We start from the raw sequence: 22,538 nt of genomic DNA on the forward strand, positions 1-22,538 counted from the left end.
ATGTCGAACTTAGTGACCAATGCTGGACACACCCATGTCGATGGACATGGGCATGATGACCATCACCACGACTCGGGCGAGATGACCGTATACGGTTTCTGGCTCTACCTGATGACCGACTGCATTCTGTTTGCGTCGATCTTCGCGGCGTACGCGGTACTGGTTAACAACGTAGCGGGTGGCCCGTCGGGCCACGACATCTTCGAACTGCCATACGTACTGGGCGAAACCGCTCTGCTGCTGTTCAGTTCGATCACCTACGGCTTCGCCATGCTGGCGTTCTTCCGTGGCAACAAGAAGCAGGTCCTGGGCTGGCTGGCCATGACCTTCCTGTTCGGTGCCGGCTTCATCGGCATGGAGATCAACGAGTTCCACATGCTGATCTCCGAAGGCTACGGCCCGAACCGCAGCGGCTTCCTGTCCGGGTTCTTCACCCTGGTCGGCACCCACGGTCTGCACGTGACCAGCGGTCTGATCTGGATGGCGATCATGATGTACCAGGTGCAGAAAAAAGGCCTGACGGCGACCAACCGGACCCGTCTGAGCTGCCTGAGCCTGTTCTGGCACTTCCTGGACGTAGTGTGGATCTGCGTATTCACCGTTGTTTATCTGATGGGGACTATGTAAATGGCTAACGCAGCTCATTCCCACAATGGCCATGACAGCCACGACGCCGGTCACGGCAGCGTCAAGTCCTACGCCATCGGCTTCATCCTGTCGGTGATCCTGACCCTGATCCCGTTCGGTCTGGTGATGTACCCGACGCTGCCGAAGTCGATCACCCTGATGATCGTCGTCGCGTTCGCAGTTATCCAGGTGCTGGTGCACCTGGTGTACTTCCTGCACCTGGACCGTTCGGCCGCGCAGCGTAACAACGTGATTGCGTTTGTCTTTGCCGCGATCGTGATTGTCCTGCTGGTTGGCTTGTCGCTGTGGATCATGTTCAGCATCCACACGTTCATGATGGCGAAGTGAGGTAGATCCGCATGTCCCTTAAGCACTTTATCCAAATCACCAAACCGGGGATCATTTTCGGTAACGTGCTTTCTGTGGCAGGCGGATTTTTCCTGGCCTCCAAAGGGCATGTCGATCTGGCCATCTTCCTGGCCGCCATGATCGGCACGTCCCTGGTGGTTGCCTCCGGTTGCGTGTTCAACAACTGCATCGACCGCGACATCGACCTGAAGATGGAACGCACCAAGAACCGGGTGCTGGTCCAGGGCTTGATTTCCCTGAAACTGGCCCTGGTTTATGCGACCGTCCTGGGTGTCGCCGGCGTTGCCCTGTTGTACAAGGTGGCCAACCCGTTGGCTGCGCTGTTCGCGGTTATCGGCTTCGTGATCTACGTCGGCTTCTACAGCCTGTACCTCAAGCGCAAGTCGGTTCACGGCACGCTGGTGGGCAGCCTGTCGGGCGCCATGCCGCCGGTCATCGGCTACGTCGCAGTGAGCAACACTTTCGACATGGCCGCGCTGACCCTGCTGGTGATGTTCAGCCTGTGGCAGATGCCGCATTCCTATGCCATCGCGATCTTCCGCTTCAACGATTACCTGGCCGCATCGATTCCGGTGCTGCCAGTGAAGCGCGGCATCGAAGTGGCCAAGAAGCACATCCTGATCTACATCCTGGCCTTCCTCGTGGCGACCTTGATGCTGACCTTCAGCGGCTACGCCGGCATGAGCTACCTCGCCGTCGCCGCGGCCATGGGCATGTACTGGCTGTACATGGCCTGGACCGGCTACAAGGCAGTGGATGACACGGTCTGGGCACGCAAGCTGTTCGTGTTCTCGATCTTCACCATTACCGCGTTGAGCGTGATGATGTCCCTGGACTTCAAAGTGCCGACCGAGTTGCTGCTGACGTACGCGCCGTAAGCGTCGGATGCTGTAAAGAAACCGTCCTTCGAGAGAAGGGCGGTTTTTTTTTGCTTTTTGGAAAAGCGATACATATGTACCGCACTAAATTGTTTGGGTGCTCGATAGTGGAGTGGCGCATTGAGGAACAACGCGCATAACCCATAGATGCCAGGAGGCACCATGTTAAATCTCGAGCAAACCAAAACCATCTTGAATGCCGCTATCGGTAAACCATACAGCGAGTCACTGCGTGAGGCATTGTCGCAGCTCACTGGGCGCCCTGTTCGCCCAATGGGTTTTGGTTTCGCCGGTACGGCGGATTTACGGCCAGAACGTGTGAGTCTGAACTTCAATGAAGATTTGGTGATCCATTCGTACGATTTTGGTTAAGCAAAAATCCCGCCCTTTGAGAGAAGGGCGGGATTTTTTTTCGGGGGTAATTCAGGTGCTACCGCCAATTTTGAGTTCTACGCCCCCCCCTGTAGGAGCTGCCGCAGGCTGCGATCTTTTGATCTTGATCTTTGGCGGAATTGAGATCGCTGAAAATCAAAAGATCGCAGCCTGCGGCAGCTCCTACAGGGGGGTATTTGCTTGACGCTGATTTTAGCGATATGCGTGCCTATGCACTGAAAAGCCCCGCGTTTCAAACGAAATGCGGGGCTTTCTGTTTATGCGCGGTTGTTACACGGCGCATCGAGCACCTTCACCACGTCATCGATGATTGCCTTGCTCATGTCCTGCAAAAAGTGCGAGGCCCAGGCGTGCCGGTCGGAGTCGCGAACCATGGCGGCGTCTGAGGCGAGCAGTTTGGCGAGGTGGAGCAGGTCGGAGGCGTGGTAGAGGGCTTGGATCACCGGGACACCGGCGTTGATGCGGAACAGCGGTTCGTTGGCGTGGTAGGAGAAGGGGGTGAGGCCGATGGTTTTCAGGTCTTGAGGGTTGGTCATTGGGCTTCACCTCCTGCTGGGCTGGGGGTGGAGGGGCATGACTGGTGTAGCAGACGGATCGATAGCGTTCATTTGTAACTCCTGCATAAGTGAAGCTGTCCCGTTCGTTCTCAGGCGAATGGGTGGCAGCTGTGCGCAGGCTGAGAAACCGGAGATGCAGGACCCGGCAGACCCTAAGGTCTCCCACACACAGCCGCCATAGCACGAAAATTCAGGCGTAAAAAAACGCCAACAATCGTGGGGCGTAGCTGCGTGGCATCTTACTCGGGTTCTCAGGCCCGGTCGCTGAATTGGCAGCGACCGGGCGAAGTTAGCCGGCAAGGATGGAGTCGGCAATCGTAGCGATCTGCTGGCCGGGGGATGGCCGGGACACCACAACCCCTGTGGGAGCGGGCTTGCTCGCGAAGGCGGTGTGCCAGGCAACATTGATGCTGGATGTGACGGCCTCTTCGCGGGCAAGCCCGCTCCCACATTGGACTAGCGTTATCGCTGATATCGAGCATGACGCGGCCCCCTGTGGGAGCGAGCTTGCTCGCGATGGCGGACTGACAGGCAACATCAATGTTGAATGTGATGGCCTCATCGCGGGCAAGCCCGCTCCCACAGGATTGGGGGCTCAGTTATTTATTTTGTGTGTTGAGCAACCGGAAAAACCGCTCCCGCACCTGCAGACTATCGCTATGCGCCACATTGAACCGCAGGAATTGACTGGCATTCGGCGCTTTGCTCAGCAAGGTCCCCGGCGCCAACACCATGTTGTTCTCCAGCCCTTGTCGAGCCAGGTTCTCGGCGTGCAGGCCCTCCGGCAACCGCGCCCAGATAAACACGCCTTCGCCCGGCAACGAGGAAAGCGAACACCCGGCTTCCGCCAGCCAACTCGCTACCCGGCTGTTGGACTCATACAACCGGTCCACCGTGCGCCGCGCATGTTTGGCGTAGCTGCCGTCGCTGAGCATGGTGCAGGTGATCTGCTCTGCCAGCTCCGACGTCACTCCGCCGCAGGCCATTTTCAGTGCAATCATCCGCGCCGCCAGTTGTGGTGAGAGCACGGTGTAGCTGACGCGGCTGTTGGCAGTCAGGGTCTTGGAGAAGCCGGAGACATAACTCACATTGTCCAGTCCGCTGGCCGCCAGGCGCGGGGTGCGGCGTTGCTGGATGTCGCAGTACAGATCGTCTTCGACGATGTGGAAGCCATGGCGGTGGCTCAGCTCCAGCAAGCGGTAGACCTGGGCCGGGGTGAACGAGTGGCCGGTGGGGTTATGCAGTGTGCTGTTGGTCATGTACAGCACGGGTTTGTGGGCGATCAGCAGTTGCTCGAGCGCGTCGAGGTCCATGCCGTCGCAATCCCGGGCGATGGTGATGACTTTGGCCCCGTGCAGCGCCAGGTTGGCGTGCATGTTGAAGTAGCACGGATCGTCGAGCAGTACGGTGTCGCCGGGTTTGACCAGCAGGCGCATCAGCAGGTCGATGGCCTGCATGGTGTTGGCGGTGGTGATGATCTGGTCCACCGGCGCTTCGATGCCGAAGGTCGCCAGTTTGACCCGCAAGGCCTGGCGCAACGGCACGTAACCGCCGGCCACGCCGTACTCGCCCATGCGCAACGAGGTCGCTCGCAGGGTGCCGCGCACGGCTTTCTGCAATTCTTCGGCGGGCAGCCAGGAGGTCGGCAGAAAACCGCAGCCGGGGCGCAGTGCGCCGTTGTCCAGCAGCAGTGCGCGGCGTACCACGCTGAGGGTGTCCTGGGGTTGCAGGTCCGGGCCGGTGCCACTTTTCAGCGCCGCTTCGGAGCGATGCACGTAATGCCCCGAGCCCTGGCGCGACACCACCAGCCCCTTGGCGCGCAAGCGGTCCAGCGCATCGACCACCGTGGACTTGCCCACGTTCATCAAGTCGGAGAGTTCGCGAATCGGCGGCAGCTTGGCGCCGTGGGGCAGGCCACCGGTGCTGATCGCCTGGGTCAGCTGATCGACGATCTGCTGCACCAGCGGCGCGCCGGGCTGGAATTCAATGGCTTTGATGACTGCACGTTGAACCTGCATTTTACTGGTCTCTCCGGCAGTAAAGTTCGTTGGATTCTATACGAACTTGCCCTGATCAGGACAAGCCTCTCTCTCTACCATGCCCTTACAGACTTTTCTGAATGTCGGCCTTTGTTGGCGGGCGTTCATCCGGTTCCTGAGGTGCTGCATGAGTGTCGAAACAACGGTCGCGGTGGCCAAGCCGGTCATTAACCTGCGGTTATTCACGATCCGGATCATCACGGCTGTTTCGCTGTTCGCGGTGTTGGGCAAGGCCAACGTCTGGCTCGACACGGCCACCAACAGCATCCTGGCCCTTGGATATCGTGCCTTGTTGCTGTTGTTGCCCCTGACTTTACTGGTGCTTGGCCGCCGCTCCCTGAGCGTCACGCTGCTGTGTGCCGGCCTTGGCCTGGTGCTGCTGGCGCTAACCAGCCATCAAGGCATGGTGATGTTTGCCGCTGCACTGTTTGCCTACGGCATTGCCATTGCCGGTTACCTGATCAAGAGCGAGGCGGCCCAGACCAAGGAAGGCGCGGCCTACAACCGCGTGGCCATGAACATGGGCAGCCTGGTGGCCGGTTTGATCCTGCTGTCGCCGCTGCTCACCCCAACGATGTTTTTCCTTGGTGCGGCGGCGTTCGTGTTGCTGTGCCTGCCGATCGCCCTCGGCGCGACCTTCACCAGCGAACCGGTGCCGGCCCGTCCGGCCAGCCAGGTCGGCAGCAACTGGGGCAACAAACTGCCGTGGGTGATCGCCGGGATCATCATGGGCATCAAGCTGTTCGGGGTGTTCTCGATCCTGCCACAGGCGATCCTGCTCAAGACCGGCGAGCTGCCGGCCTGGTACGGCTTGATGCTGATCCTCAACAGCGCCGTGGTGGTGTTCGCCCAGGTGCCGGTAATGAAGCTGATCGAGCGCACCGGGCGCTTCAAGGTCGTGGCGGTGATCGGGATCATCGTCGGCGGTTTTGCCGTGTTGTCTTCGCCAGCCGCGTTCCACGTCGAAACCCTTGTCGGGGCGCTGATCTGGGTGGCGTTGCTGTCGATCGCCGAATGCGCCTTCAGCTACCTCGATTACTTCTCGGTCAAGCAAAACAACATGTTCGTCAAGGAAGTGTCCCTGGGTGTGGGGGCCGGGCTGACCGTGTTGATCATGCGAGTGGTGCCGGCGCCGTACAACGCGCTGGTCCTCGCCGCCATCGGCGCCGGCGGGATCCTGGCCTGGTACTGGCTCAACCGTAAATCCAATGCGTCGTTGCATGACTGAGTCATCGCCGTTGCGGGTTTCACTTTGCAGGTCGGGGGCATTATGAATACGACTTCATGCGTGGTAGTGGTCGGTTACAACGGCAATCGGGTTCACGACATCCAGAAACTGCGCGAGCTGTGCAAGTCGCTCTACAACGCCAGGCTCATCCTGCTGGTCGAGAAGATTCAGCCCCATGACGACCAAGTGGCCGATCACGTCTGCAGCACTTCGCTGGCCGAGAAAGACGTGGCGGCGTCCCTTGAACTGGTGGTGGGGTGCCTGAATGCCGACAGCTGGAAGCTGATCGGCGTGCTGCCGTTCTCCGATCGCGGCGTGCTGCTCGGTGCCGCGCTGGCCAGTCACTTCGGCCTGCCGGGCATTACCCCGGACGAAGCGCGGGCGGGCCTGGACAAGCAGATCTTTCGCCGGCTTGAAGCGACGGCCAGCACCTCCCCTGAAGAATACCGGCCGGTGTTTTCCGTGCGGGTCGAAAGCCTGCCGGAACTGCGCCAGCGCGTCGTCGAACTGGGCGGCAAGGCCTTCATCAAGCCAGCCTGCGAAGGGGCGAGCCGAGGCTGTCGCGTGATCCATCACCCTTCGGAGTGCGATGACGCCTGGCTCGCCCTCAAGCCCTACCGCGAAGGCGGCATCGTTCTTGAAGAGCTGGTGCAGAACGCTCGCGAATACAGCTGGGACTGTGTGGCCGGCAGCACCTGGGTGACTGAAAAAACCACCACCGAAGGCGCCTACCGCGCCGAGATCCAGCAAGTCGTGCCCGCACCGCTGCCGGCTGAGGCCCAGGCGCGCTTGATGGCTGCCGGTCGGCATATGGCGGGTCTGGTGTCCCGGGACAACGGTGCCTGGCACAACGAAGTGTTCCTGCGCTGCGACAACCTGACCAGCGCTGTGGAAACCAACATGCGCCCCGGCGGCATGCACATCTGGGACCTGGCCAAGCGCGCCTTCGTCAATTTCGATCCGTGGGAACGCTGGGTGCGCTGGGCGGTGGAAGGCAAGACCGAGCAGCATGAGCCAGTGGCTCGCGGCTACTGCGGCATTCGCCTGCTCCGGGCGCCGGCCGGCGGCATCCTGCGGGCAACGCCAGACATCGAGGCCCTGGCCCGCGCTCTGCGCATCGACCTGGTGGAAGGGCAGTACGCCAAGCGGATTGGCGACTCGGTCAGTGCATTAGTGAAAGACAACTTCTCGTTCGTCGGCCACATCGTGTTGTTCAACGAACACTACGGGCAACTGAGCCACGACCTGTTGCGCCTGGCCGAGTCGATTGAGTCACGCATCGAGATCACTTGCCTGGCACCGGCCACCCGCGCCGTGTGCTGAGCCCGCAAGCAGCCGTTTTTTTGCATTACCGATCAAGAGGGTTCGATCAATGATCCAACACATGACCTGCGATGAACGCTTCATCGCCCTGGCCAAAGAGTTTGGCTATGACATCTACGGCGAAAACACCGCAGGCGGGCATTACGCGCCGCTGATCCGTCATCACGATGAGCTGTACATCAGCGGCCTGGTGCCACGCATGAACGGCAAGATCCATTACCCAGGCCGCGTCGGGCTGGACCTCAGCATGGCCGATGCGCAAGCGGCTGCCAGCATCAGTGCGATGCGCGGGCTGGCGTTGATCGTCGATGCCATCGGTTCACTGGACAAGATCAAGTCATTGATCCGGGTAACGGTCTATGTGAAGTCCACGGCGGATTTTGTCGACTTGAGCGAAGTGGCCAACGGTGCTTCGGATGTGTTCAGCCACGTCTTGGGCGATGCTGGTAAACATACGCGCACTACAGTCGGTGTTTATCAATTACCGAAGAATGCCGCGATAGAAGTTGACATGATTGCCGCCTTGCGCCCATCGGTTTTGTAAATTAATTCCAGACTTTACAGCGCTGAACCCTATAACTTAAGGTTTAGCGCTAAAGTGTGGGAAATAAAAAGAAAGGACGTGCGAATGGATAGCTTTCAAGGTGCGTTTTTTTCATACAAGGACTTTCGTCAGAGCCTGCATCATCGACAGCAAAGTGCCAAGGTATGGAAAGGCACCGAACTGGCGGATATGCGTCAGACCCTTGAGGCCAGCGACGTTGATATTGTCGCGCTGGCTAACGACAAGAGCATTGACGGCTGTGCAGTGACGCCCGGGATGGCGATCGCCATGCAATGGCTGAACCCCGGTGTAACGCTCAACGGTCATGCCCACTCCTGGTGGCATCTGTTCGTTATCCAGTGTGGCAGCGGCGTGCTGACCCTCGGCGATGCCGATGCGGTCGACGTCAGCAGCGGCGACGTGCTGCTGGTGCCGGCCTGGACCCGGCATGGCTTCGTCAACACCAGCAAACACGAGCCTCTGGCGATGCTCAACATGAGCAACATGCCACAAATGGCACTGCTCTCGAACTTTGCCGACAGCCATGGCCTGATCACCACCCAGCCGTAATTTCCCCACCACCGCTTTTCGTAGGAGCCGGCTTGCTGGCGATAGCGACCTTGAGATCGCCATCGCCGGCAAGCCGGCTCCTACGTTTTTTGTATCCGTCGAAACACGCTCCGAGCCCGCTTTTTGCGTGCGTGTTTACCCGCGTAAACAAACTTTCTGTATCGATTGAAACGGACAAATTCTGTATCTATTCAGCCTTCATTCAACTAACTACGATCACTTCCAATGCACGTTAATCCCTGCAGTCAGTGAATGGAGTGCTCTATGGAAAACAGGAAGCTCAAACTGTATATCGGCGCCGATCATGTCAGCGTTTTTGCGATGTCGGCGTTTGTCGCGCTCAAGGAAAAGCAACTTTCATTTGAACTTGTCTCGGTTGATCTTAAATTACGCGAAAACTATCGGGCGAGTTATCGCGATCTTTCGCTGACCTGCAAAATTCCAACCTTGGTTCACGACGATTTTGCCTTGTCGGAATCCTCGGCGATTGCCGAGTACCTCGATGAACTCTGCCCGGGGCATAAAAAACTCTATCCGCAGGGCCTCCAGCAGCGTGCCCGCGCCCGTCAATTGCAGGCCTGGCTGCGCAGTGACTTGCTGGTGGTGCGCAAGGAGCGCCCGTTTGACCTGGTGTACTTCGGCAAGAAAAACACCGCGCTGTCCGACGAGGCCCAAGCCGCCGTCGAGCGCCTGTTGTTCGTCGCCGACCATTTGCTGGAGGAGGGCGCCGAGCATCTGTTCGGTGACTGGAGCATTGCCGACACCGACCTGGCAATCATGCTCAACCGCCTGGTTGCCAACGGCGATCCGGTGCCGGCACGGCTCCAGGCCTATGTGCGTCGCCAGTGGGATCGCGACAGCGTTCGGGCGTGGATGGACATAGAGCGCAAAGCGCCGGCCATCGCCTAACAACACTCAGGGCAACCACCAGGAGCGCGGCCATGCAAGGACTGTCGGAGCACGAACGCTACAAACCCTATAACTCACGCACCATCCGCGACACACCTTACTGGCACAAGCTGACGCCGGCGTTGCAGGAGGCCATGACCGTGGTGGCCCGGGTCATGCCGTTTCGCACCAACGAATACGTGCTGGGCACGCTGATCGACTGGAACAACATTCCGGACGATCCGGTTTTCCGCATGACCTTCCCCCACAAGGACATGTTGCTGCCAGAGGAATATGCCTCGCTCAAGCAACTGATCGAGCTGGATGACAGCGCGGCGATCAAGCGTCGGATCGAGGCGATCTGGCTGCGCATGAACCCGCATCCGGCCGGACAGTTGACCCACAACGGCGTCACGCTCAACGGCAAGGTCCTGCCGGGCATCCAGCACAAGTACCGCGAGACCGTGCTGTTTTTCCCTGGTGCCGGTCAGACCTGTCACGCGTACTGCACCTTCTGTTTCCGCTGGGCGCAGTTCATCGGCGAGGAAGAACTCAAGTTCAACGCTCGCGAGTCCCAGGAGCTGGTCAGTTACCTGCGGGTGCATACCGAAGTCACGGATGTGCTGATTACCGGCGGCGACCCGATGATCATGAACACCCGCTCGCTGGCCAGTTACATCGAGCCGTTGCTGCAATTGCCACACCTCAAAAGCATCCGCATCGGCACCAAATCGGTGGCGTACTGGCCGCAGCGTTTTGTCAGCGACAAGGATGCGCCCGAGCTGCTGGAACTGTTCCGGCGCATCGTCGCGGTGGGTAAGAACCTGTCGATCATGGGCCACTACAACCACCCGGTGGAGATCCGCCAGGCCATTGCCCGCCAGGCCGTCGAGCGCATCCGCTCGACGGGCGCGACACTGCGCATGCAGGCCCCGGTGATCCGCCACATCAACGAAAACCCCGCCGATTGGGCCGCGCTGTGGACCGAAGGCGTGCGGCTCGGGGCCGTGCCTTATTACATGTTCGTCGAGCGTGACACCGGCCCCAGCCACTACTTCGCGATGCCGCTGGCCCGCGCCTTCGAGATCTTCCAGGCGGCGTACCGCACGGTGTCGGGGCTGGCGCGAACGGTGCGCGGGCCGTCCATGAGCACCTTCTACGGCAAGGTGCTGATCAACGGCATCGAGACCGTCGCCGGGGAAAAAGTCTTCGTCCTGCAGTTCCTCCAGGCACGCAATCCGCAATGGGTGCTGCGCACGTTCTACGCGCGTTTCGATCCGCAAGTGACCTGGTTCGACGACTTGCAACCGGCCTTCGGCGAGCGTTCGTTCTTCTTTCAGACCGAGCTCGCCGCCGTGCCGGAATTGATACCGGTGTTGCTGGAAACGGCGTAGGAACATTCATGAGCAATGGGGAGATATGGAAATGAGCAGTATCCCGTTCGATCAGCGCGAGGGTGTCATCTGGCTCGACGGCGAGTTCGTCGAGTGGTCCCGGGCGCAGTTGCATGTACTGACCCATGGCCTGCATTACGCGAGCACCGTGTATGAAGGCGAGCGGGTCTACAACGGTAAAATTTTCAAGCTGCGAGAGCACAGCGAGCGGCTGTACCGCTCGGCGCACCTGATGGATTTTGCCATTCCCTATGAGCTGGCCGAACTGGAAGCGGCGAGCCAGGAACTGCTGCAACGCAACAAGGTGCTCGAGGGTTATCTGCGCCCGGTGGCCTGGCGCGGCAGTGAAATGATCTCCACCTCGGCGCGCTTCAACCGTGTGCACGTGGCCATTGCCTGCTGGCAGTGGCCGAGCTATTTCGACCCGGCGGCGCGCATGGCCGGCATCCGCTTGAAAACCGCGAGCTGGCGCCGTCCGCCACCCTGCAGCAGCCCGTTCGAGGCCAAGGCCTCCGGGCATTACCAGATCGCCACGCTGAGCAAGCACGACGCCGAGAACACGGGTTACCACGATGCGTTGATGCTCGATTGGCGTGGTCATGTCGCCGAAGCCACCAGCGCCAATGTGTTTTTCGTCAAAGGCCGGACGCTGCATACCCCGCTGCCGGATTGTTTTCTCAACGGCATTACCCGGCAAACCGTGATCGAACTGGCCAGGGCGCTGGATTATCAGGTGGTCGAGCGGACGATTCTGCCGACGGAACTCGGCGACTTCGACGAGTGTTTTCTCACCGGCACCGCTGCCGAAATCACCCCGGTGCAGTGCATCGACGAGCAGCGCTACCGACCGGGCGACGCCTGCCGCGACTTCATTGCCGCCTACACCTCAACCGTAAACGCCTGATCACCTGCCAGGAATCTCACCATGTCGGATCAAGGGATTGTTGCGTCTCAACCTTACATTTCGCTCGGCCATCGTCATGAAGAGCTGTCGACGCTGGGCTGGACTGTGCTGACCCCGGAAGAATTTGCCGATGATGTCGTAGGCACCTTGCATGAGTTCGGTCCGATCATTCCGCAGTTCAACGGCCAGACAGCCTTCGCCATTACCCGCAAGCCAGGCTACGAAGACTTGCCGTATTCCCAGAGCATGAACGGCATTGGCCCGCACACAGAGGCGCCTGTGTACGGGCCGCCGCCGCGTTACCTGGCATTGCATTGCCATAAACAGGCGACGTGTGGCGGCGGGCACACCGGTTTGGTGGACGGCTACGAATTTCTCAAGTCCCTGGAGCGCAGTGAACCAGAACTGCGAGAGTGGCTGGATGACACGCCCGTAGAATTTGTCGCCACCGCCAAACCGGGCGAACCGGGACAACGGCGGGTCAAGGAGTACATCCTCACGCCCACGGAGGACGGGGATATTTTCCGCTTCAGTTACAACCAGTTTCACTATGGCGATGTAAACCCGTCAAAGGAAGCTCTACAACAATCCCTGGTCGCCAACAGCACCTCGCCGCTGGCCAGGTTTGCCGCGCTCGGCGAGGCGTACTTCGTCGAGCACAACATTCCGGTGCTGATTCCCGACGGATGCCTGCTGATTTGGGACAACTGGCGGATGATTCACGCCCGCAGTCGTTACACTGATCCGGCGCGCAACCTGACCCGCTATTGGCTGGCCTGATTTTTCCGGCGCCCTTCATTCTTTTGGCGTACCCCTTGGCGGGTACGCGTCTTACAGGTATCGCGTCATGCAAACAGCAATCGAGATCGCCCAGGTCGATCATCAACTGATCGTGCGGCTCAACCAGGCCTGGACCCGGCGCGCCTCCGTTTGTGCGCCGGACAGGGCCCGGATCATTGAAGCGTTCGACCCGCTGCGCCCGGATTACCCGGAGTGCATGGTGCCGTTTTTCCATCACCCGACATTCCAGGCCTTGAGTGACGAGCTCAAAAGCAGCGTGGTGACCTGGGGCTGGATCGGCTACAACCTGCGCACCGTCACCGCCGAAGAACACATTGTCAATCCGGCCCTCAGCGTCATTGCCAATCAGTACCTGGGCAAGGACGACTGGCATTTTCGCGAGGCCATGCAACAGACCCTGATCGACGAGCACTACCACACGCTGATGCACCTGCGCGCCATCGAACGGACCAGGCTGGAGCGGGCGCTGGATCAGGATCTGGATCTGCCGCCGTCCGTCACTTACCTGCGCCTGAAGGCCTTGCAGGCCGAGCTGACCGAACAATGGCAGCGGGATCTGGCGGCGATCACCTTTGCGGTGGTGGCCGAAATCAGCGTCAACGCCTATCTGGATTTACTGGCGGATGACCAGACCATCCAGCCGCAGAACCGCCAGGTGGCCGAGCAGCACAACCGCGACGAATACGCTCACAGCAAGGTGCTGGCTGAAGTGGCGAAGGTCATGTACGCCAATATGCAGCCGACCCAGCGGGAATTTTTCGCACGCAACCTGTCGGTGGCGCTGAGTGCCTTTATCGCTCAGGACTACTCGATGTGGGAGGCGATTCTGACGCAGCTCGGGGTCGAGGAGGCGACGTTGATCATTGCCGACACCCGCGAAAGCAACAAGAACGCGACCATCATGCGCGACTACAGCGGCCTGCATAAACTGGCACAGGACCTGGGCATCAGCGAGCAGATCGATTTCGACTTCCGTCCGACCCTCAAAACCACGGCGGCCGCCTGAGCCCGGAGGTGACTATGTCCACGCCTGTGTACGAAGTGTTCGCCATCCGTGTCGGCGCAAACGCCCAGCGCACCGCCAGAGAGAATTTTCTCTACGACGCCTGTTGCGGTGATCCGAATGCGCCGATGCCGCTGGATTACTACTTCTGGGTCATCCGCAACGAGCAGCAGGTGATCGTGGTCGACACCTGTTTCCAGCCGGCCACGGCGGACCGGCGCAATCGCCAGATGTACCGCCTGCCGGAGGAATCCCTGCGGCAGCTGGACATCGATCCGGCCCGGGTCGAACACCTGATCCTGACCCATTTGCATTGGGACCATGCCGGCAACCTCGGGCTGTTCCCGAAGGCGACCGTGCATTTGCAGGAAGCGGAACTGCGTTTTTGCACCGGGCCGAAAATGTCCCATCGCACGCTGAACAAAACCTACGAGGTCGAGGACGTAATGTCGGCGCTGCCGCCGCTGTTCGAAGGGCGGATGCGTTTGCACGGTGGAGTCGTCGAGGTCGTTCCCGGCGTGACCCTGCACCCGGTGGGCGGGCATACGCCCGGCAGCCAGGTGGTGCGGGTGAGTACTGAGCGCGGCTGGATTGTACTGGCCTCGGATGCCGCGCACCTGTGGGTCAACATTCGTGAGCGCAGCCCGTTCCCGATCCTCGATGACCTGGCGCAAACCCTCGAAGCCTTCACCGAGATCGACCGCCTGGCCGATGGTGAAGACCACGTCATCCCCGGCCACGACCCGCTGATCGCCGAGCGCTTCCCGCACTGGAATGACGACCCGCATATCATTTGCCTGCACCAACCCCCCCAATAAATCCCGCACCCCCTGTAGGAGCTGCCGAAGGCTGCGATCTTTTGATTTTCAAGATCAAAAGATCGCAGCCTGCGGCAGCTCCTACAGAGGGATTGTGGTTAGTACTGGTTTTTTAGAATGTTGCCCAAGGTCGCCAACGCCTCATCGATCCGCGGCGAATACGGCGCGCCGCAGCCAATGCGCACAAAGTGATTGAAACGCTCGGTGTTGGAAAAGATATCCCCAGGGGAAATCTGGATGCCGACCTTCAGCGCCTCGTGAAAAAACGCCATGGATGAATGCCGGCGAGGCAATTCCACCCATATCAACGTGCCGCCCTGCGGGTGGGTCACGCTGGTGCCGATGGGAAAATAGCGGGCGATCGCCGTGCTCATCTGCGCGCGTTGTACGGTCAGGGTTTTCCTCAGCCGTCGCAGGTAACGTTCATAAGACGGTGTGCGCATGAATTCGCTGACCGCCAGTTGCGATAACAGCTCGCACCCCCGCGACTGCGTGTGCTTGAGCATCTCCACACGGTCGTGCCATTTCCCGGCGCTGATCCAGCCCAGGCGCATGCCGGGTGCCAGGGTTTTGTTCAACGAGGCGCAATAGATCACGTTGTCGGTGCGGTCCCAATGTTTGAGCGTGGACAGCGGTTGCTCGGTGTCCACCAGGTCGCCGTAGGTGTCGTCCTCGATCAGCACGGTGTCGTGCTCGGCGCACAGTTGCACCAGCCGTGCCTTGTGGGCGTCGGGCATGATGCTGCCCAGCGGGTTTTGCAGGTTGGGAATGACGATCAACGCCTTGACCCGTTCAGGGCCTTGCAGCAGCCCTTCCAGGGCCGCCAGATTGAGCCCGGTGTGGGCCGAGGCCGGGACTTCCAGTACCCGCAGGCTCAGGCTTTCGAGAATTTGCAGCAGACCGTAGAAGGTCGGCGACTCCACGGCCACGGTGTCGCCGGGGCGGGTGACCGCACGCAAGGCCAGGTTGATCGCTTCGGTGGCGCCGTTGGTGATCACGATCCGTTCGGGGGCCAGGTGGGTCTTGCTGGCCAGCGCCCGCCGCGCCAGGAGGTGGCGCAATGCACTGTTGCCGCAGGTCGAGCCCGCGGCGCCGAGCAGGCAGGTGTCGTAGCGCAGCGACTTGATCATGTTGTCTTGCAAGGTCTTCAGCGGATAAAGCTCCGGCGCGCAGTAGGCGCTGGCGAAATTGACCTTGACCGTTGCGCGCTGACTGGCCTTGAGCACCGTTGAGACCTGTTGATGAATGCCGACATAGGCGCTGGTATCCAGCGCTGGCGCCGAGGCAACCGGGGCGGGCCTGGGCAGGGTGTCGGGCTGGCGAATGTAGTTGCCGGAACGCGGTCGGGCTTCCAGCACGCCGCAGTCTTCCAGTTCCCGGCACACCTGCACCGCGGTCGACAGGCTGACGGCGTGTTTTTCCATCATCAAGCGGATCGAGGGCAGGCGTTCACCGGTTTTCAAGGTGCCGCTGCGGATAGCGTCCAGATAGTGATTGGCCAGTTGGCGATACAAAGGGGTCGTGTTCATGATGACCTCAGCAGTTGCACCACCGAGGTCTGGGCTGGAAAGTGAGTTGACGCTCCCCGCAGGCGGACCCGTGGTGCTCATGGGTGAAGGGAAGTGTTGTTCTGCGTCGATACTGGAAGAGTAATCGCGGTTTTGCCCGAATCACGGGCAATAAAAAGCCCTGCGCTAGGGCAGGGCTCTTATTTGAGTCAGTGAGTGACCTGTGGCGAGGGAGCTTGCCTGTGGCGAGGGGGCTTGCCCCCGCTGGGTGGCGCAGCCACCCCAATCAAGCTATTTGAGTCTTTCAGGAAAACCGCATTCACCGAGTTTACGACGGCTTCGCCGCCGAACGGGGGCAAGCCCCCTCGCCACAGACAAGCTCGCAAGTCACAACATCAGGTATTACTGCGCGGCGATGCTGTACCCATCGAACGCCGTCTGCTGTTGCAGGGCGGTGATAATGTTCTTGCGGTTGACCGCCTGCTCGGCGCCGCTGTTGTCCAGGAACGTTTCGCTTTCCAGTTCCGCCTCGTCGCCTTCGCCCACGAAAGTGAAACCGAGGAACTCCAGGGCTTCACGGTCGACGTTCAGGCGCGAGCGCGGGGTGCGCAGCGGCAAGGTGACGCTGTTACCGTCCTTGCTGATGGTGAACACTTCGACTTCTTTCTTGGCCTTGGCGGCCTTGCTCTTGCCGCCGCTCGGGTTGCTGATGGCCTGGTGCGTCTGGTTCAGCACCTTCAGGGCCAGGCCGTAGACGATTTCCTGGAACGCCGGGTCGTCCTTGAAGCTGGACAGGATGCGGCTGATCGGGAACTTGCTGCTCAGGTCTTCCAGCGCGGCGATGTCGGCGGCTTCGGCGTCCTTGAGTTGCTTGAGCTGGCCCATCAGTTCATAGGCCTTGTCGTCGTCGAAGCTGTCGTGGGCCTGACGAATGGCGGCGCGCAGTTCGCGGATCTGGTCACTCTCGCGGGTGGACTGGAAAGCGTCCAGCACCATCTCGCTGATGGTTTTCGCCTGGGGTACGTGTTGTGAAAGATTGATGGAGTTTTCGTATTCCGCTTTGGACGACAAGGTGACTACGGATTCAGCGGTGTTGGAATCGGACATTGAAATTTCACTACTTTTTTCAGCTTGAATAGGGGCGAGAAAGCCCGGGGGCTTTTTCAGGCCGCCTAATCTATTGGACCGGGGCGGCGTTGTCACGGCCCAATAGACGAAGCCCCTGTAGGAGCTGCCGCAGGCTGCGATCTTTTGATCTTGAAAAATCAGGATCAAAAGATCGCAGCCTGCGGCAGCTCCTACAGGGGCGCGCATTCAGTCAAGGATGCAGGAGTTTCTGCGCCCGTTTATCCGCCAGATGCTGCATCACCAGCCGTCCGATCAGCACCAGCAACGTCAGCGAGATCAACAACACCGAAATCGCCGCGACGCTCGGGTCGACGTTATCGCGCAAGCCGCTCCAGATGCGCTTGGGCAGGGTGTCGACGTTGACGCTGGTGATGAACAGTGTCACCGCCACTTCTTCCCAGGACAGTGCAAACCCCAACAGCGCGGTGGAGGCCAGACCCAGTTTCAGGTTCGGCAGGATCACCATGAACGTGGTCTGCATCAGGCTGGCGCCAAGGTTGCGCGAGGCCAGTTCGATGCGCCGGTCAATCTGACTTAACGCAACCAGCATGGTCACTACGCCGTACGGCACCACCATGATCACGTGGGCAATCACCACGCCGGTCAGGGTGTCGTAGCCCATGCCCGGCGCGAAGCGACCGAGCTTGGTCTCCATGAAGTACAGCACCAGCGCGGAAATCACCGGCGGGATCGCCATCGGCAGCAGCACCAGGCCGATCAGGGCCGTGGCCCATTTCGAGCGCATGTACCAGATGCCCAGGCTGAAACTCGCGGCCAGCAAGGTGGCGATGACGCTGGTGGCGAAGGCGATGGTCAGGCTCTGGCTGATGGCGTGGAACCAGTCCGGGTTGCTCACCAGCGCTTCATAGTGGCGCAACGACCAGTTCCCTTCGGGCATCGACAGGAAACGCTTGCTGGTGAACGACACCGGAATGACCGTCAGCAGCGGGAACAGCATGAAGGCCATGGCGACCACGGCCAACAGCCGCGTACTCAGGCTTGTGCGATGGGTATTCATAGTGATCTCAGCCTACCAGTCGGTTGACGCGGGTCATTTTCAACAGCACCCAGATCAGCGCGCTGACCAGGGCCAGCAACACCACGCTCAGTGCCGCGCCCAGGCCCCAGTTGCTGGTCTGGAACATTTGCAGGAACACATACTCGGCGATCATCACCGTTTGCCCGCCACCCAACAGCACCGGGGTGATGAAGAAGCCCAGGCAGAACACGAAGACCATGATGAACGCGCCCAGAATGCCCGGCAGGGTCTGCGGCAGCAGCACTTGCCAGAAGGTGCGCAAGGCACCGGCCCCCAGGCCGCGAGAGGCCATGAGCACACGCTGGTCGAGTTGACGCATGGTCGACAGCAGCGGGAACACCGCGTACGGGATCATCACGTGGAGCATGCCGATGACTACGCCTATCTCATTGCGGCTCAGTTGCAGCGGCTGGTCGATCAGCCCCATGCCCATCAGCCCGTTGTTGAGCACGCCGTTGCTGCGCAGGGCGATCAACCAGCCGAAGGCTCGCACCAGCACGGAAATCCAGAACGGAATGAAGATGCAGATCTCCACCACGCGCTGCCAGAACGGCGGGCTGAACACCCAGCAGTAGGCCAGCAGGTAACCGATCATCAAGGCCAGGCCACTGACGGTCAGGCACAGGCGCAAGGTGCGCCAGAGCATTTCGTGGATCGCCGGGTCCGTGGCGATGCGCTGGTACTGCTCGATGCCCGGCGTCGGCAGCGAGAAGCTCCAGCCGACCACGCCGAGGAACGGCAGCACGTAGAAGACCAGCAGCAGCACCGGCAGCGGAAACAGCAGCAGGCCGCGCTCCAGGCCCGGCGAGCTGAAGCGGGGCTTGGGGGCGGTCAGGGTCGAGGTCAGGGTGGTGGTCATGGTCACAGGCTCACTTGGACAACCGCGTCAGGTACTCTTCCAGGGCTTTGGAGTAGTTGTCGGCGTACCACTGGGCGTTGAGAGCGATCTGCTTTTTCAGGTTTTCTTCGGAGGCGCAGTTGGCTTCCAGTTGCTTGGCCGACATCAGCTTCTCCGTGGCGCTGTTGGAAGGCCCGTTGCCCAGCAGTTCGAACAGCTTGAGCTGGCCTTCAGGCTGCAAGGCTTGCTGGATGAACTGCATGGTCGGTTGAGTGCCGCCGGGGTTGCCGTTCAATACCGCCCAACTGCTGGAGTTGATGAAGCCGTTGTCGAAGCTCCAGCGCACGCGGTTGTCGGTGTCTTCGCTGAGCAGCTTGGCGCGGGTGTGCCAGATCGCACCCACCGACACCTCGCCGTCGACCATCAGTTGCTGGCTCTCGGCCCCCGAACTCCAGAACGACAGGACGTGCGGCTTGATCTCGTCGATCTTCTTCAGCGCCCGTGGCACGTCCAGCGGGTACAGCTGGTCAGGCGGAACGCCGTCGGCGAGCAACGCCGCTTCGAGCATGCCGTTCATCCACTTGTACAGCGTGCGCTTGCCGGGGAATTTCTTCACGTCCCAGAAATCGGCCCAGGTCTTGGGCCCGTTTTCACCGAACTTTTCGCTGTCCCAGGCCATCACGTAGCTGAACTGGTAGCTGGCAATGCCGAAATCGGAGGAGAGCGCAGGGGCCACCTGATCGCGCTTGATGGTGTTGTAGTCCAGTGGCTGCAGGATCTTTTCCCGGCCCAGCACGATGGCGCTGTAGCTCTCGACGTCGACCACGTCCCAGCTCGGTTGGCCGCTGGCCAGCTGCGAGCGGATGGCACCTTCGGTTGGGCCGGCACCGTCGATGCGCACCTGGATGCCGGTGTTCTTGGTGAAGGTGTCGGTCCACGCCGAACGGAACGCGTTCAGGGCGTCGCCGCCCCAGTTGACCACCACCAGCGGCTTGTCCGCCGACCAGCTGATGCCGCTGCGCAGCGCCAGGGGCACCGCTGCCAGCAGGCCCATGGCCTGGATAAAGGTGCGACGGTTGATCTGACCGTCGCGGGCCTTGTCGATAAGCACTTCGATGCAGTCTTGTTGGTGATCCTGGCGCATGGGCAAGTCCTCAGTCGGCAGGTGCCTGCGTGGGCACCGGCCTTTTTGTTGTCATTGGAAGAGAGCTTTGTGACGCAGTTTTTTGGGGGTTCAGGCCTGAAGCAGGAAGCTTTGCTGCACCGGCCAGCTCAGCCACACCGGCGCGCCGCTGGGCATCGACGCGCCCGGGTGATTGCCGGGTACGGACAGGTTGATCGGCAGTGTGTCGCCGCCGACCTTGAGGGCCAGATGGGTGCTGGAGCCTTGATAAACCTTGTCGGTGAGTTGCGCGGGCATCACGTTGTAGCCGTCGCGGGTCGGGCACTCACTGTGCAATTCCATGTGCTCGGGGCGCACGGCCAGCACGATCGGTGCCGCACTCAGTGCGTTCGGCGCCTGGGCATGCAATACGCTGGTGCCGCAGCGGCCGCTGGCGTTCTGGCCGTTGCGGGTCAGGTTGTCCAGCGGGAACAGGTTCATCTTGCCGAGGAACTCGGCGACGAAACGGCTCTCGGGGCGGTTGTAGATGTTTTCCGGGGTGTCGACCTGGGTCAGCTTGCCGTGGTTGAAAATCGCGATGCGCGAGGACAGCGCCAACGCTTCGTTCTGGTCGTGGGTGACGAACACGAAACTGGTACCGACCTGACGGTGGATGCGTTGCAGCTCGGTTTGCAGTTGTTCGCGCAGGTTCTTGTCCAGCGCCGACAGCGGTTCGTCGAGCAACAGCAGTTCCGGCTCGAACACCAGCGCCCGGGCAATCGCCACGCGCTGCTGCTGGCCGCCGGACATCTCGGCGGGTTTCTTGTGCATATGCGCACCGAGGCCGACCACTTCAAGGATGTGCTTGACCCGGCGGTTGCGTTCTTCGGCCGGGACTTTGCGGATGCGCAGCGGGTAGGCCACGTTGTCGGCCACGCTCATGTGCGGGAACAGCGCATAACCCTGGAACACCATGCCGTAGTTCCGCTTCTCGGCGGAGCGCCGGATGATATCGACGCCTTGCTCCATCAGCTTGCCCGAGGTCGGGCTGAGGAAACCGGCCAGAATCATCAGCAAGGTGGTCTTGCCCGAGCCGGACGGACCCAGCAGGGTAAGAAATTCGCCTTGGCGAACGTCGAGATCGACGTTATCCAGCGCCGCGAAACGGCCGTAATACTGGCTGATACCTTGAGCGCTGAGCTGGATCGCTGAACGGCTGGACACAATGAGGTTCCTCTTTTTATTGCCCATAAGACGTACGAGGACGGATGCGAATCCGAAATGGGCTTTGGGGACTTATTATTGTTAAAAATATCGCTACATCAATGGAATTATTTTGCTCGTATTGGTTAGTTTTATTGAACAAATTGACCGGGGATTCCATGCAGCCCAGAGACCCTGAAACAGAGCCTTCCCCTGTGGGAGCGGGCTTGCTCGCGAAGGCGGCGTGTCAGTCACCAAGAAGGTTGAATGTGACGCCGCCTTCGCGAGCAAGCCCGCTCCCACAGGGGGATTTGGTGTGCTTTTACAGGGTGTCCTGCCAGGTCTGGCGGGACGATTGCAGCTGGGTCTTGACCCAGTTGCCGAAGGCCTGGACCACGGCGCGGTCGGCCTTTTGCGGGTCTGCCGCGAGGTAGTAGCCACGGTGCAAATCGATGCCGATGTCGAACGGGCGCACCAGCAAACCCTTGGACAAGGCATCGCCGCTGATCAGGTTGTCACCGATGGCGATGCCCTGGCCGGCAATGCACGCGGACTGGGCGCAGTGGGCATCGGAGAACAGGATGCCGCTCGTCGCGTTGACTCCGGAAGCCCCCGCAGCGGTCAGCCACACGCGCCAGTCCGAGTAGTCGGTCATGTGCAGCAAGGGGTAGCTGCTCAGTTCCTGCGGGCTTTTCAGGCCACCCAAGGCGTTGATCAGGCGTGGGCTGCACACCGGGAAGAAACGCAATGCCACGATTTCCTCGACGATCATTTCCGGCCAGTCGCCAATCCCGTAGGCGATGAACAGGTCGACGTTGTGGTTGTTGGTGTCGTCCGGCGTGCGCGGGGAAACCAGTTGCAACTGCACTTGCGGGTACTGCCGTAAAAAAGCACCGATGTGGTGACACAACCAATAGGTGGCGAACCCCGGCGCGCAACTGACGCATAGCCGTCCGGAGATTTCCTGGTCGTCGACCAACTGTCCGGCGTCGAGCAGGTTCAACAGAATCCCGTGCACTTCCCGCGCATAGCGTTCGCCCTGATACGTCAGGCCGATGCCTCGGCCAATGCGCTCGGTCAGGGGGAAACCGACACACTCCTCGAGCTTGCTGATCTGGTGGCTGATGGCGCTGCGGGTCAGGTTCAGTTCACGGGCCGCGACCGACACGCTGCCTGTGCGGGCAACCGCATCCAGCGCACGAAGGGCTGTCATCGAAGGAAAACGCATAAATCATCCCGCTGAAAGTTGAAAGAAACAGGCAAACGCTGAACCCCTGTGGCGAGGGAGCTTGCTCCCGCTGGGGCGCGCAGCGGCCCCCACCATTGCGGTCGCTGCGCAACCTAGCGGGAGCAAGCTCCCTTGCCACAGCTCTCTTATATGGTG

23 protein-coding genes are annotated in these 22,538 nt (G+C 60.5%); 14 read left to right on the top strand and 9 right to left on the bottom strand.

Annotated elements, in window-relative coordinates:
- The 4 genes from ACEN83_RS03995 to ACEN83_RS04010 all read left to right on the top strand — a co-directional run bounded on the left by ACEN83_RS03995 (position 1) and on the right by ACEN83_RS04010 (position 2,246).
- Complete coding sequence (locus ACEN83_RS03995) at positions 1 to 627, top strand: cytochrome o ubiquinol oxidase subunit III (protein ID WP_007970372.1); 627 nt, start codon at positions 1 to 3, stop codon at positions 625 to 627.
- Complete coding sequence (gene cyoD, locus ACEN83_RS04000; RefSeq protein WP_007970373.1) at positions 628 to 975, top strand: cytochrome o ubiquinol oxidase subunit IV; 348 nt, start codon at positions 628 to 630, stop codon at positions 973 to 975.
- An 11-nt stretch (positions 976 to 986) separates the two neighbouring features.
- On the top strand, positions 987 to 1,874 hold the full coding sequence (gene cyoE, locus ACEN83_RS04005) for a heme o synthase (protein ID WP_007970374.1): 888 nt from the start codon (positions 987 to 989) through the stop codon (positions 1,872 to 1,874).
- A 162-nt stretch (positions 1,875 to 2,036) separates the two neighbouring features.
- Entirely contained in the window at positions 2,037 to 2,246 is a 210-nt protein-coding gene (locus tag ACEN83_RS04010) for a hypothetical protein (RefSeq protein ID WP_495579551.1), read from the top strand.
- Between the two features lie 278 nt (positions 2,247 to 2,524).
- Here the strand turns inward: ACEN83_RS04010 and ACEN83_RS04015 are convergent, their stop codons facing one another.
- Complete coding sequence (locus tag ACEN83_RS04015; protein ID WP_218480042.1) at positions 2,525 to 2,803, bottom strand: DUF3077 domain-containing protein; 279 nt, start codon at positions 2,801 to 2,803, stop codon at positions 2,525 to 2,527.
- Positions 2,804 to 3,423: 620 nt separating this feature from the next.
- Positions 3,424 to 4,842, bottom strand: coding sequence for an aminotransferase-like domain-containing protein (locus ACEN83_RS04020; RefSeq protein ID WP_495579552.1), 1,419 nt, complete (start codon positions 4,840 to 4,842; stop codon positions 3,424 to 3,426).
- A gap of 148 nt (positions 4,843 to 4,990) precedes the next feature.
- Between ACEN83_RS04020 and ACEN83_RS04025 the strand changes: the two genes are divergently transcribed.
- From ACEN83_RS04025 to ACEN83_RS04070, 10 genes are all read left to right on the top strand, one after another.
- A complete protein-coding gene (locus ACEN83_RS04025; RefSeq protein WP_495579553.1) occupies positions 4,991 to 6,091 on the top strand; it encodes an MFS transporter in 1,101 nt (366 codons plus the stop codon).
- A gap of 42 nt (positions 6,092 to 6,133) precedes the next feature.
- On the top strand, positions 6,134 to 7,414 hold the full coding sequence (locus ACEN83_RS04030; RefSeq protein ID WP_495579554.1) for an ATP-grasp domain-containing protein: 1,281 nt from the start codon (positions 6,134 to 6,136) through the stop codon (positions 7,412 to 7,414).
- Positions 7,415 to 7,463: 49 nt separating this feature from the next.
- Positions 7,464 to 7,958: a RidA family protein gene (locus tag ACEN83_RS04035; RefSeq protein ID WP_046040191.1), complete on the top strand. Its 495-nt coding sequence runs from the start codon at positions 7,464 to 7,466 to the stop codon at positions 7,956 to 7,958.
- An 84-nt stretch (positions 7,959 to 8,042) separates the two neighbouring features.
- Complete coding sequence (locus ACEN83_RS04040) at positions 8,043 to 8,528, top strand: cupin domain-containing protein (RefSeq protein ID WP_495579555.1); 486 nt, start codon at positions 8,043 to 8,045, stop codon at positions 8,526 to 8,528.
- Between the two features lie 264 nt (positions 8,529 to 8,792).
- Positions 8,793 to 9,437, top strand: coding sequence for a glutathione transferase (gene yfcF / locus ACEN83_RS04045; RefSeq protein WP_495579556.1), 645 nt, complete (start codon positions 8,793 to 8,795; stop codon positions 9,435 to 9,437).
- Positions 9,438 to 9,469: 32 nt separating this feature from the next.
- Positions 9,470 to 10,810: a KamA family radical SAM protein gene (locus tag ACEN83_RS04050; protein ID WP_495579557.1), complete on the top strand. Its 1,341-nt coding sequence runs from the start codon at positions 9,470 to 9,472 to the stop codon at positions 10,808 to 10,810.
- A 31-nt stretch (positions 10,811 to 10,841) separates the two neighbouring features.
- Entirely contained in the window at positions 10,842 to 11,714 is an 873-nt protein-coding gene (locus tag ACEN83_RS04055) for a branched-chain amino acid aminotransferase (protein ID WP_495579558.1), read from the top strand.
- A gap of 21 nt (positions 11,715 to 11,735) precedes the next feature.
- Positions 11,736 to 12,494: a TauD/TfdA family dioxygenase gene (locus ACEN83_RS04060; RefSeq protein ID WP_495579559.1), complete on the top strand. Its 759-nt coding sequence runs from the start codon at positions 11,736 to 11,738 to the stop codon at positions 12,492 to 12,494.
- A 67-nt stretch (positions 12,495 to 12,561) separates the two neighbouring features.
- Positions 12,562 to 13,521, top strand: a complete 960-nt coding sequence (locus ACEN83_RS04065; protein ID WP_495579560.1) for a diiron oxygenase — start codon at positions 12,562 to 12,564, stop codon at positions 13,519 to 13,521.
- 14 nt (positions 13,522 to 13,535) lie between these two features.
- Positions 13,536 to 14,336 (top strand): N-acyl homoserine lactonase family protein, encoded by an 801-nt coding sequence (locus ACEN83_RS04070; RefSeq protein WP_495579561.1) that lies wholly within the window; start codon positions 13,536 to 13,538, stop codon positions 14,334 to 14,336.
- Positions 14,337 to 14,434: 98 nt separating this feature from the next.
- Here ACEN83_RS04070 and ACEN83_RS04075 read toward each other — a convergent pair whose 3' ends face one another.
- From ACEN83_RS04075 to ACEN83_RS04105, 7 genes are all read right to left on the bottom strand, one after another.
- Entirely contained in the window at positions 14,435 to 15,865 is a 1,431-nt protein-coding gene (locus ACEN83_RS04075) for an aminotransferase-like domain-containing protein (RefSeq protein WP_495579562.1), read from the bottom strand.
- Between the two features lie 381 nt (positions 15,866 to 16,246).
- Complete coding sequence (locus ACEN83_RS04080; protein WP_495579563.1) at positions 16,247 to 16,951, bottom strand: hypothetical protein; 705 nt, start codon at positions 16,949 to 16,951, stop codon at positions 16,247 to 16,249.
- Between the two features lie 211 nt (positions 16,952 to 17,162).
- Positions 17,163 to 17,990, bottom strand: coding sequence for an ABC transporter permease (locus ACEN83_RS04085; protein WP_218480028.1), 828 nt, complete (start codon positions 17,988 to 17,990; stop codon positions 17,163 to 17,165).
- 7 nt (positions 17,991 to 17,997) lie between these two features.
- The gene (locus ACEN83_RS04090; protein ID WP_095965821.1) at positions 17,998 to 18,870 is read right to left on the bottom strand and encodes an ABC transporter permease; all 873 of its coding nucleotides are present in this window, start codon (positions 18,868 to 18,870) and stop codon (positions 17,998 to 18,000) included.
- Between the two features lie 10 nt (positions 18,871 to 18,880).
- The gene (locus ACEN83_RS04095) at positions 18,881 to 19,993 is read right to left on the bottom strand and encodes an ABC transporter substrate-binding protein (protein ID WP_102701075.1); all 1,113 of its coding nucleotides are present in this window, start codon (positions 19,991 to 19,993) and stop codon (positions 18,881 to 18,883) included.
- A 90-nt stretch (positions 19,994 to 20,083) separates the two neighbouring features.
- Complete coding sequence (locus ACEN83_RS04100; protein ID WP_102701074.1) at positions 20,084 to 21,175, bottom strand: ABC transporter ATP-binding protein; 1,092 nt, start codon at positions 21,173 to 21,175, stop codon at positions 20,084 to 20,086.
- A gap of 301 nt (positions 21,176 to 21,476) precedes the next feature.
- The gene (locus tag ACEN83_RS04105; protein WP_495579564.1) at positions 21,477 to 22,382 is read right to left on the bottom strand and encodes a LysR substrate-binding domain-containing protein; all 906 of its coding nucleotides are present in this window, start codon (positions 22,380 to 22,382) and stop codon (positions 21,477 to 21,479) included.
- Positions 22,383 to 22,538 lie beyond the last annotated feature (156 nt).

Source organism: Pseudomonas sp. Pseusp49 (assembly GCF_059491875.1).

What these genes read in the sequence shown, in the direction of transcription:
- ACEN83_RS04105 (WP_495579564.1), bottom strand. Translation starts at nt 22,382, where the DNA reads ATGCGTTTTCCTTCGATGACAGCCCTTCGTGCGCTGGATGCGGTTGCC.
- ACEN83_RS04025 (WP_495579553.1), top strand. Translation starts at nt 4,991, where the DNA reads ATGAGTGTCGAAACAACGGTCGCGGTGGCCAAGCCGGTCATTAACCTG.
- ACEN83_RS04080 (WP_495579563.1), bottom strand. Translation starts at nt 16,951, where the DNA reads ATGTCCGATTCCAACACCGCTGAATCCGTAGTCACCTTGTCGTCCAAA.
- ACEN83_RS04015 (WP_218480042.1), bottom strand. Translation starts at nt 2,803, where the DNA reads ATGACCAACCCTCAAGACCTGAAAACCATCGGCCTCACCCCCTTCTCC.
- ACEN83_RS04035 (WP_046040191.1), top strand. Translation starts at nt 7,464, where the DNA reads ATGATCCAACACATGACCTGCGATGAACGCTTCATCGCCCTGGCCAAA.
- ACEN83_RS03995 (WP_007970372.1), top strand. Translation starts at nt 1, where the DNA reads ATGTCGAACTTAGTGACCAATGCTGGACACACCCATGTCGATGGACAT.
- ACEN83_RS04060 (WP_495579559.1), top strand. Translation starts at nt 11,736, where the DNA reads ATGTCGGATCAAGGGATTGTTGCGTCTCAACCTTACATTTCGCTCGGC.
- ACEN83_RS04010 (WP_495579551.1), top strand. Translation starts at nt 2,037, where the DNA reads ATGTTAAATCTCGAGCAAACCAAAACCATCTTGAATGCCGCTATCGGT.
- yfcF (WP_495579556.1), top strand. Translation starts at nt 8,793, where the DNA reads ATGGAAAACAGGAAGCTCAAACTGTATATCGGCGCCGATCATGTCAGC.
- ACEN83_RS04070 (WP_495579561.1), top strand. Translation starts at nt 13,536, where the DNA reads ATGTCCACGCCTGTGTACGAAGTGTTCGCCATCCGTGTCGGCGCAAAC.
- ACEN83_RS04085 (WP_218480028.1), bottom strand. Translation starts at nt 17,990, where the DNA reads ATGAATACCCATCGCACAAGCCTGAGTACGCGGCTGTTGGCCGTGGTC.
- ACEN83_RS04075 (WP_495579562.1), bottom strand. Translation starts at nt 15,865, where the DNA reads ATGAACACGACCCCTTTGTATCGCCAACTGGCCAATCACTATCTGGAC.
- ACEN83_RS04040 (WP_495579555.1), top strand. Translation starts at nt 8,043, where the DNA reads ATGGATAGCTTTCAAGGTGCGTTTTTTTCATACAAGGACTTTCGTCAG.
- ACEN83_RS04020 (WP_495579552.1), bottom strand. Translation starts at nt 4,842, where the DNA reads ATGCAGGTTCAACGTGCAGTCATCAAAGCCATTGAATTCCAGCCCGGC.
- ACEN83_RS04065 (WP_495579560.1), top strand. Translation starts at nt 12,562, where the DNA reads ATGCAAACAGCAATCGAGATCGCCCAGGTCGATCATCAACTGATCGTG.
- ACEN83_RS04050 (WP_495579557.1), top strand. Translation starts at nt 9,470, where the DNA reads ATGCAAGGACTGTCGGAGCACGAACGCTACAAACCCTATAACTCACGC.
- ACEN83_RS04055 (WP_495579558.1), top strand. Translation starts at nt 10,842, where the DNA reads ATGAGCAGTATCCCGTTCGATCAGCGCGAGGGTGTCATCTGGCTCGAC.
- cyoE (WP_007970374.1), top strand. Translation starts at nt 987, where the DNA reads ATGTCCCTTAAGCACTTTATCCAAATCACCAAACCGGGGATCATTTTC.
- cyoD (WP_007970373.1), top strand. Translation starts at nt 628, where the DNA reads ATGGCTAACGCAGCTCATTCCCACAATGGCCATGACAGCCACGACGCC.
- ACEN83_RS04030 (WP_495579554.1), top strand. Translation starts at nt 6,134, where the DNA reads ATGAATACGACTTCATGCGTGGTAGTGGTCGGTTACAACGGCAATCGG.
- ACEN83_RS04095 (WP_102701075.1), bottom strand. Translation starts at nt 19,993, where the DNA reads ATGCGCCAGGATCACCAACAAGACTGCATCGAAGTGCTTATCGACAAG.
- ACEN83_RS04090 (WP_095965821.1), bottom strand. Translation starts at nt 18,870, where the DNA reads ATGACCACCACCCTGACCTCGACCCTGACCGCCCCCAAGCCCCGCTTC.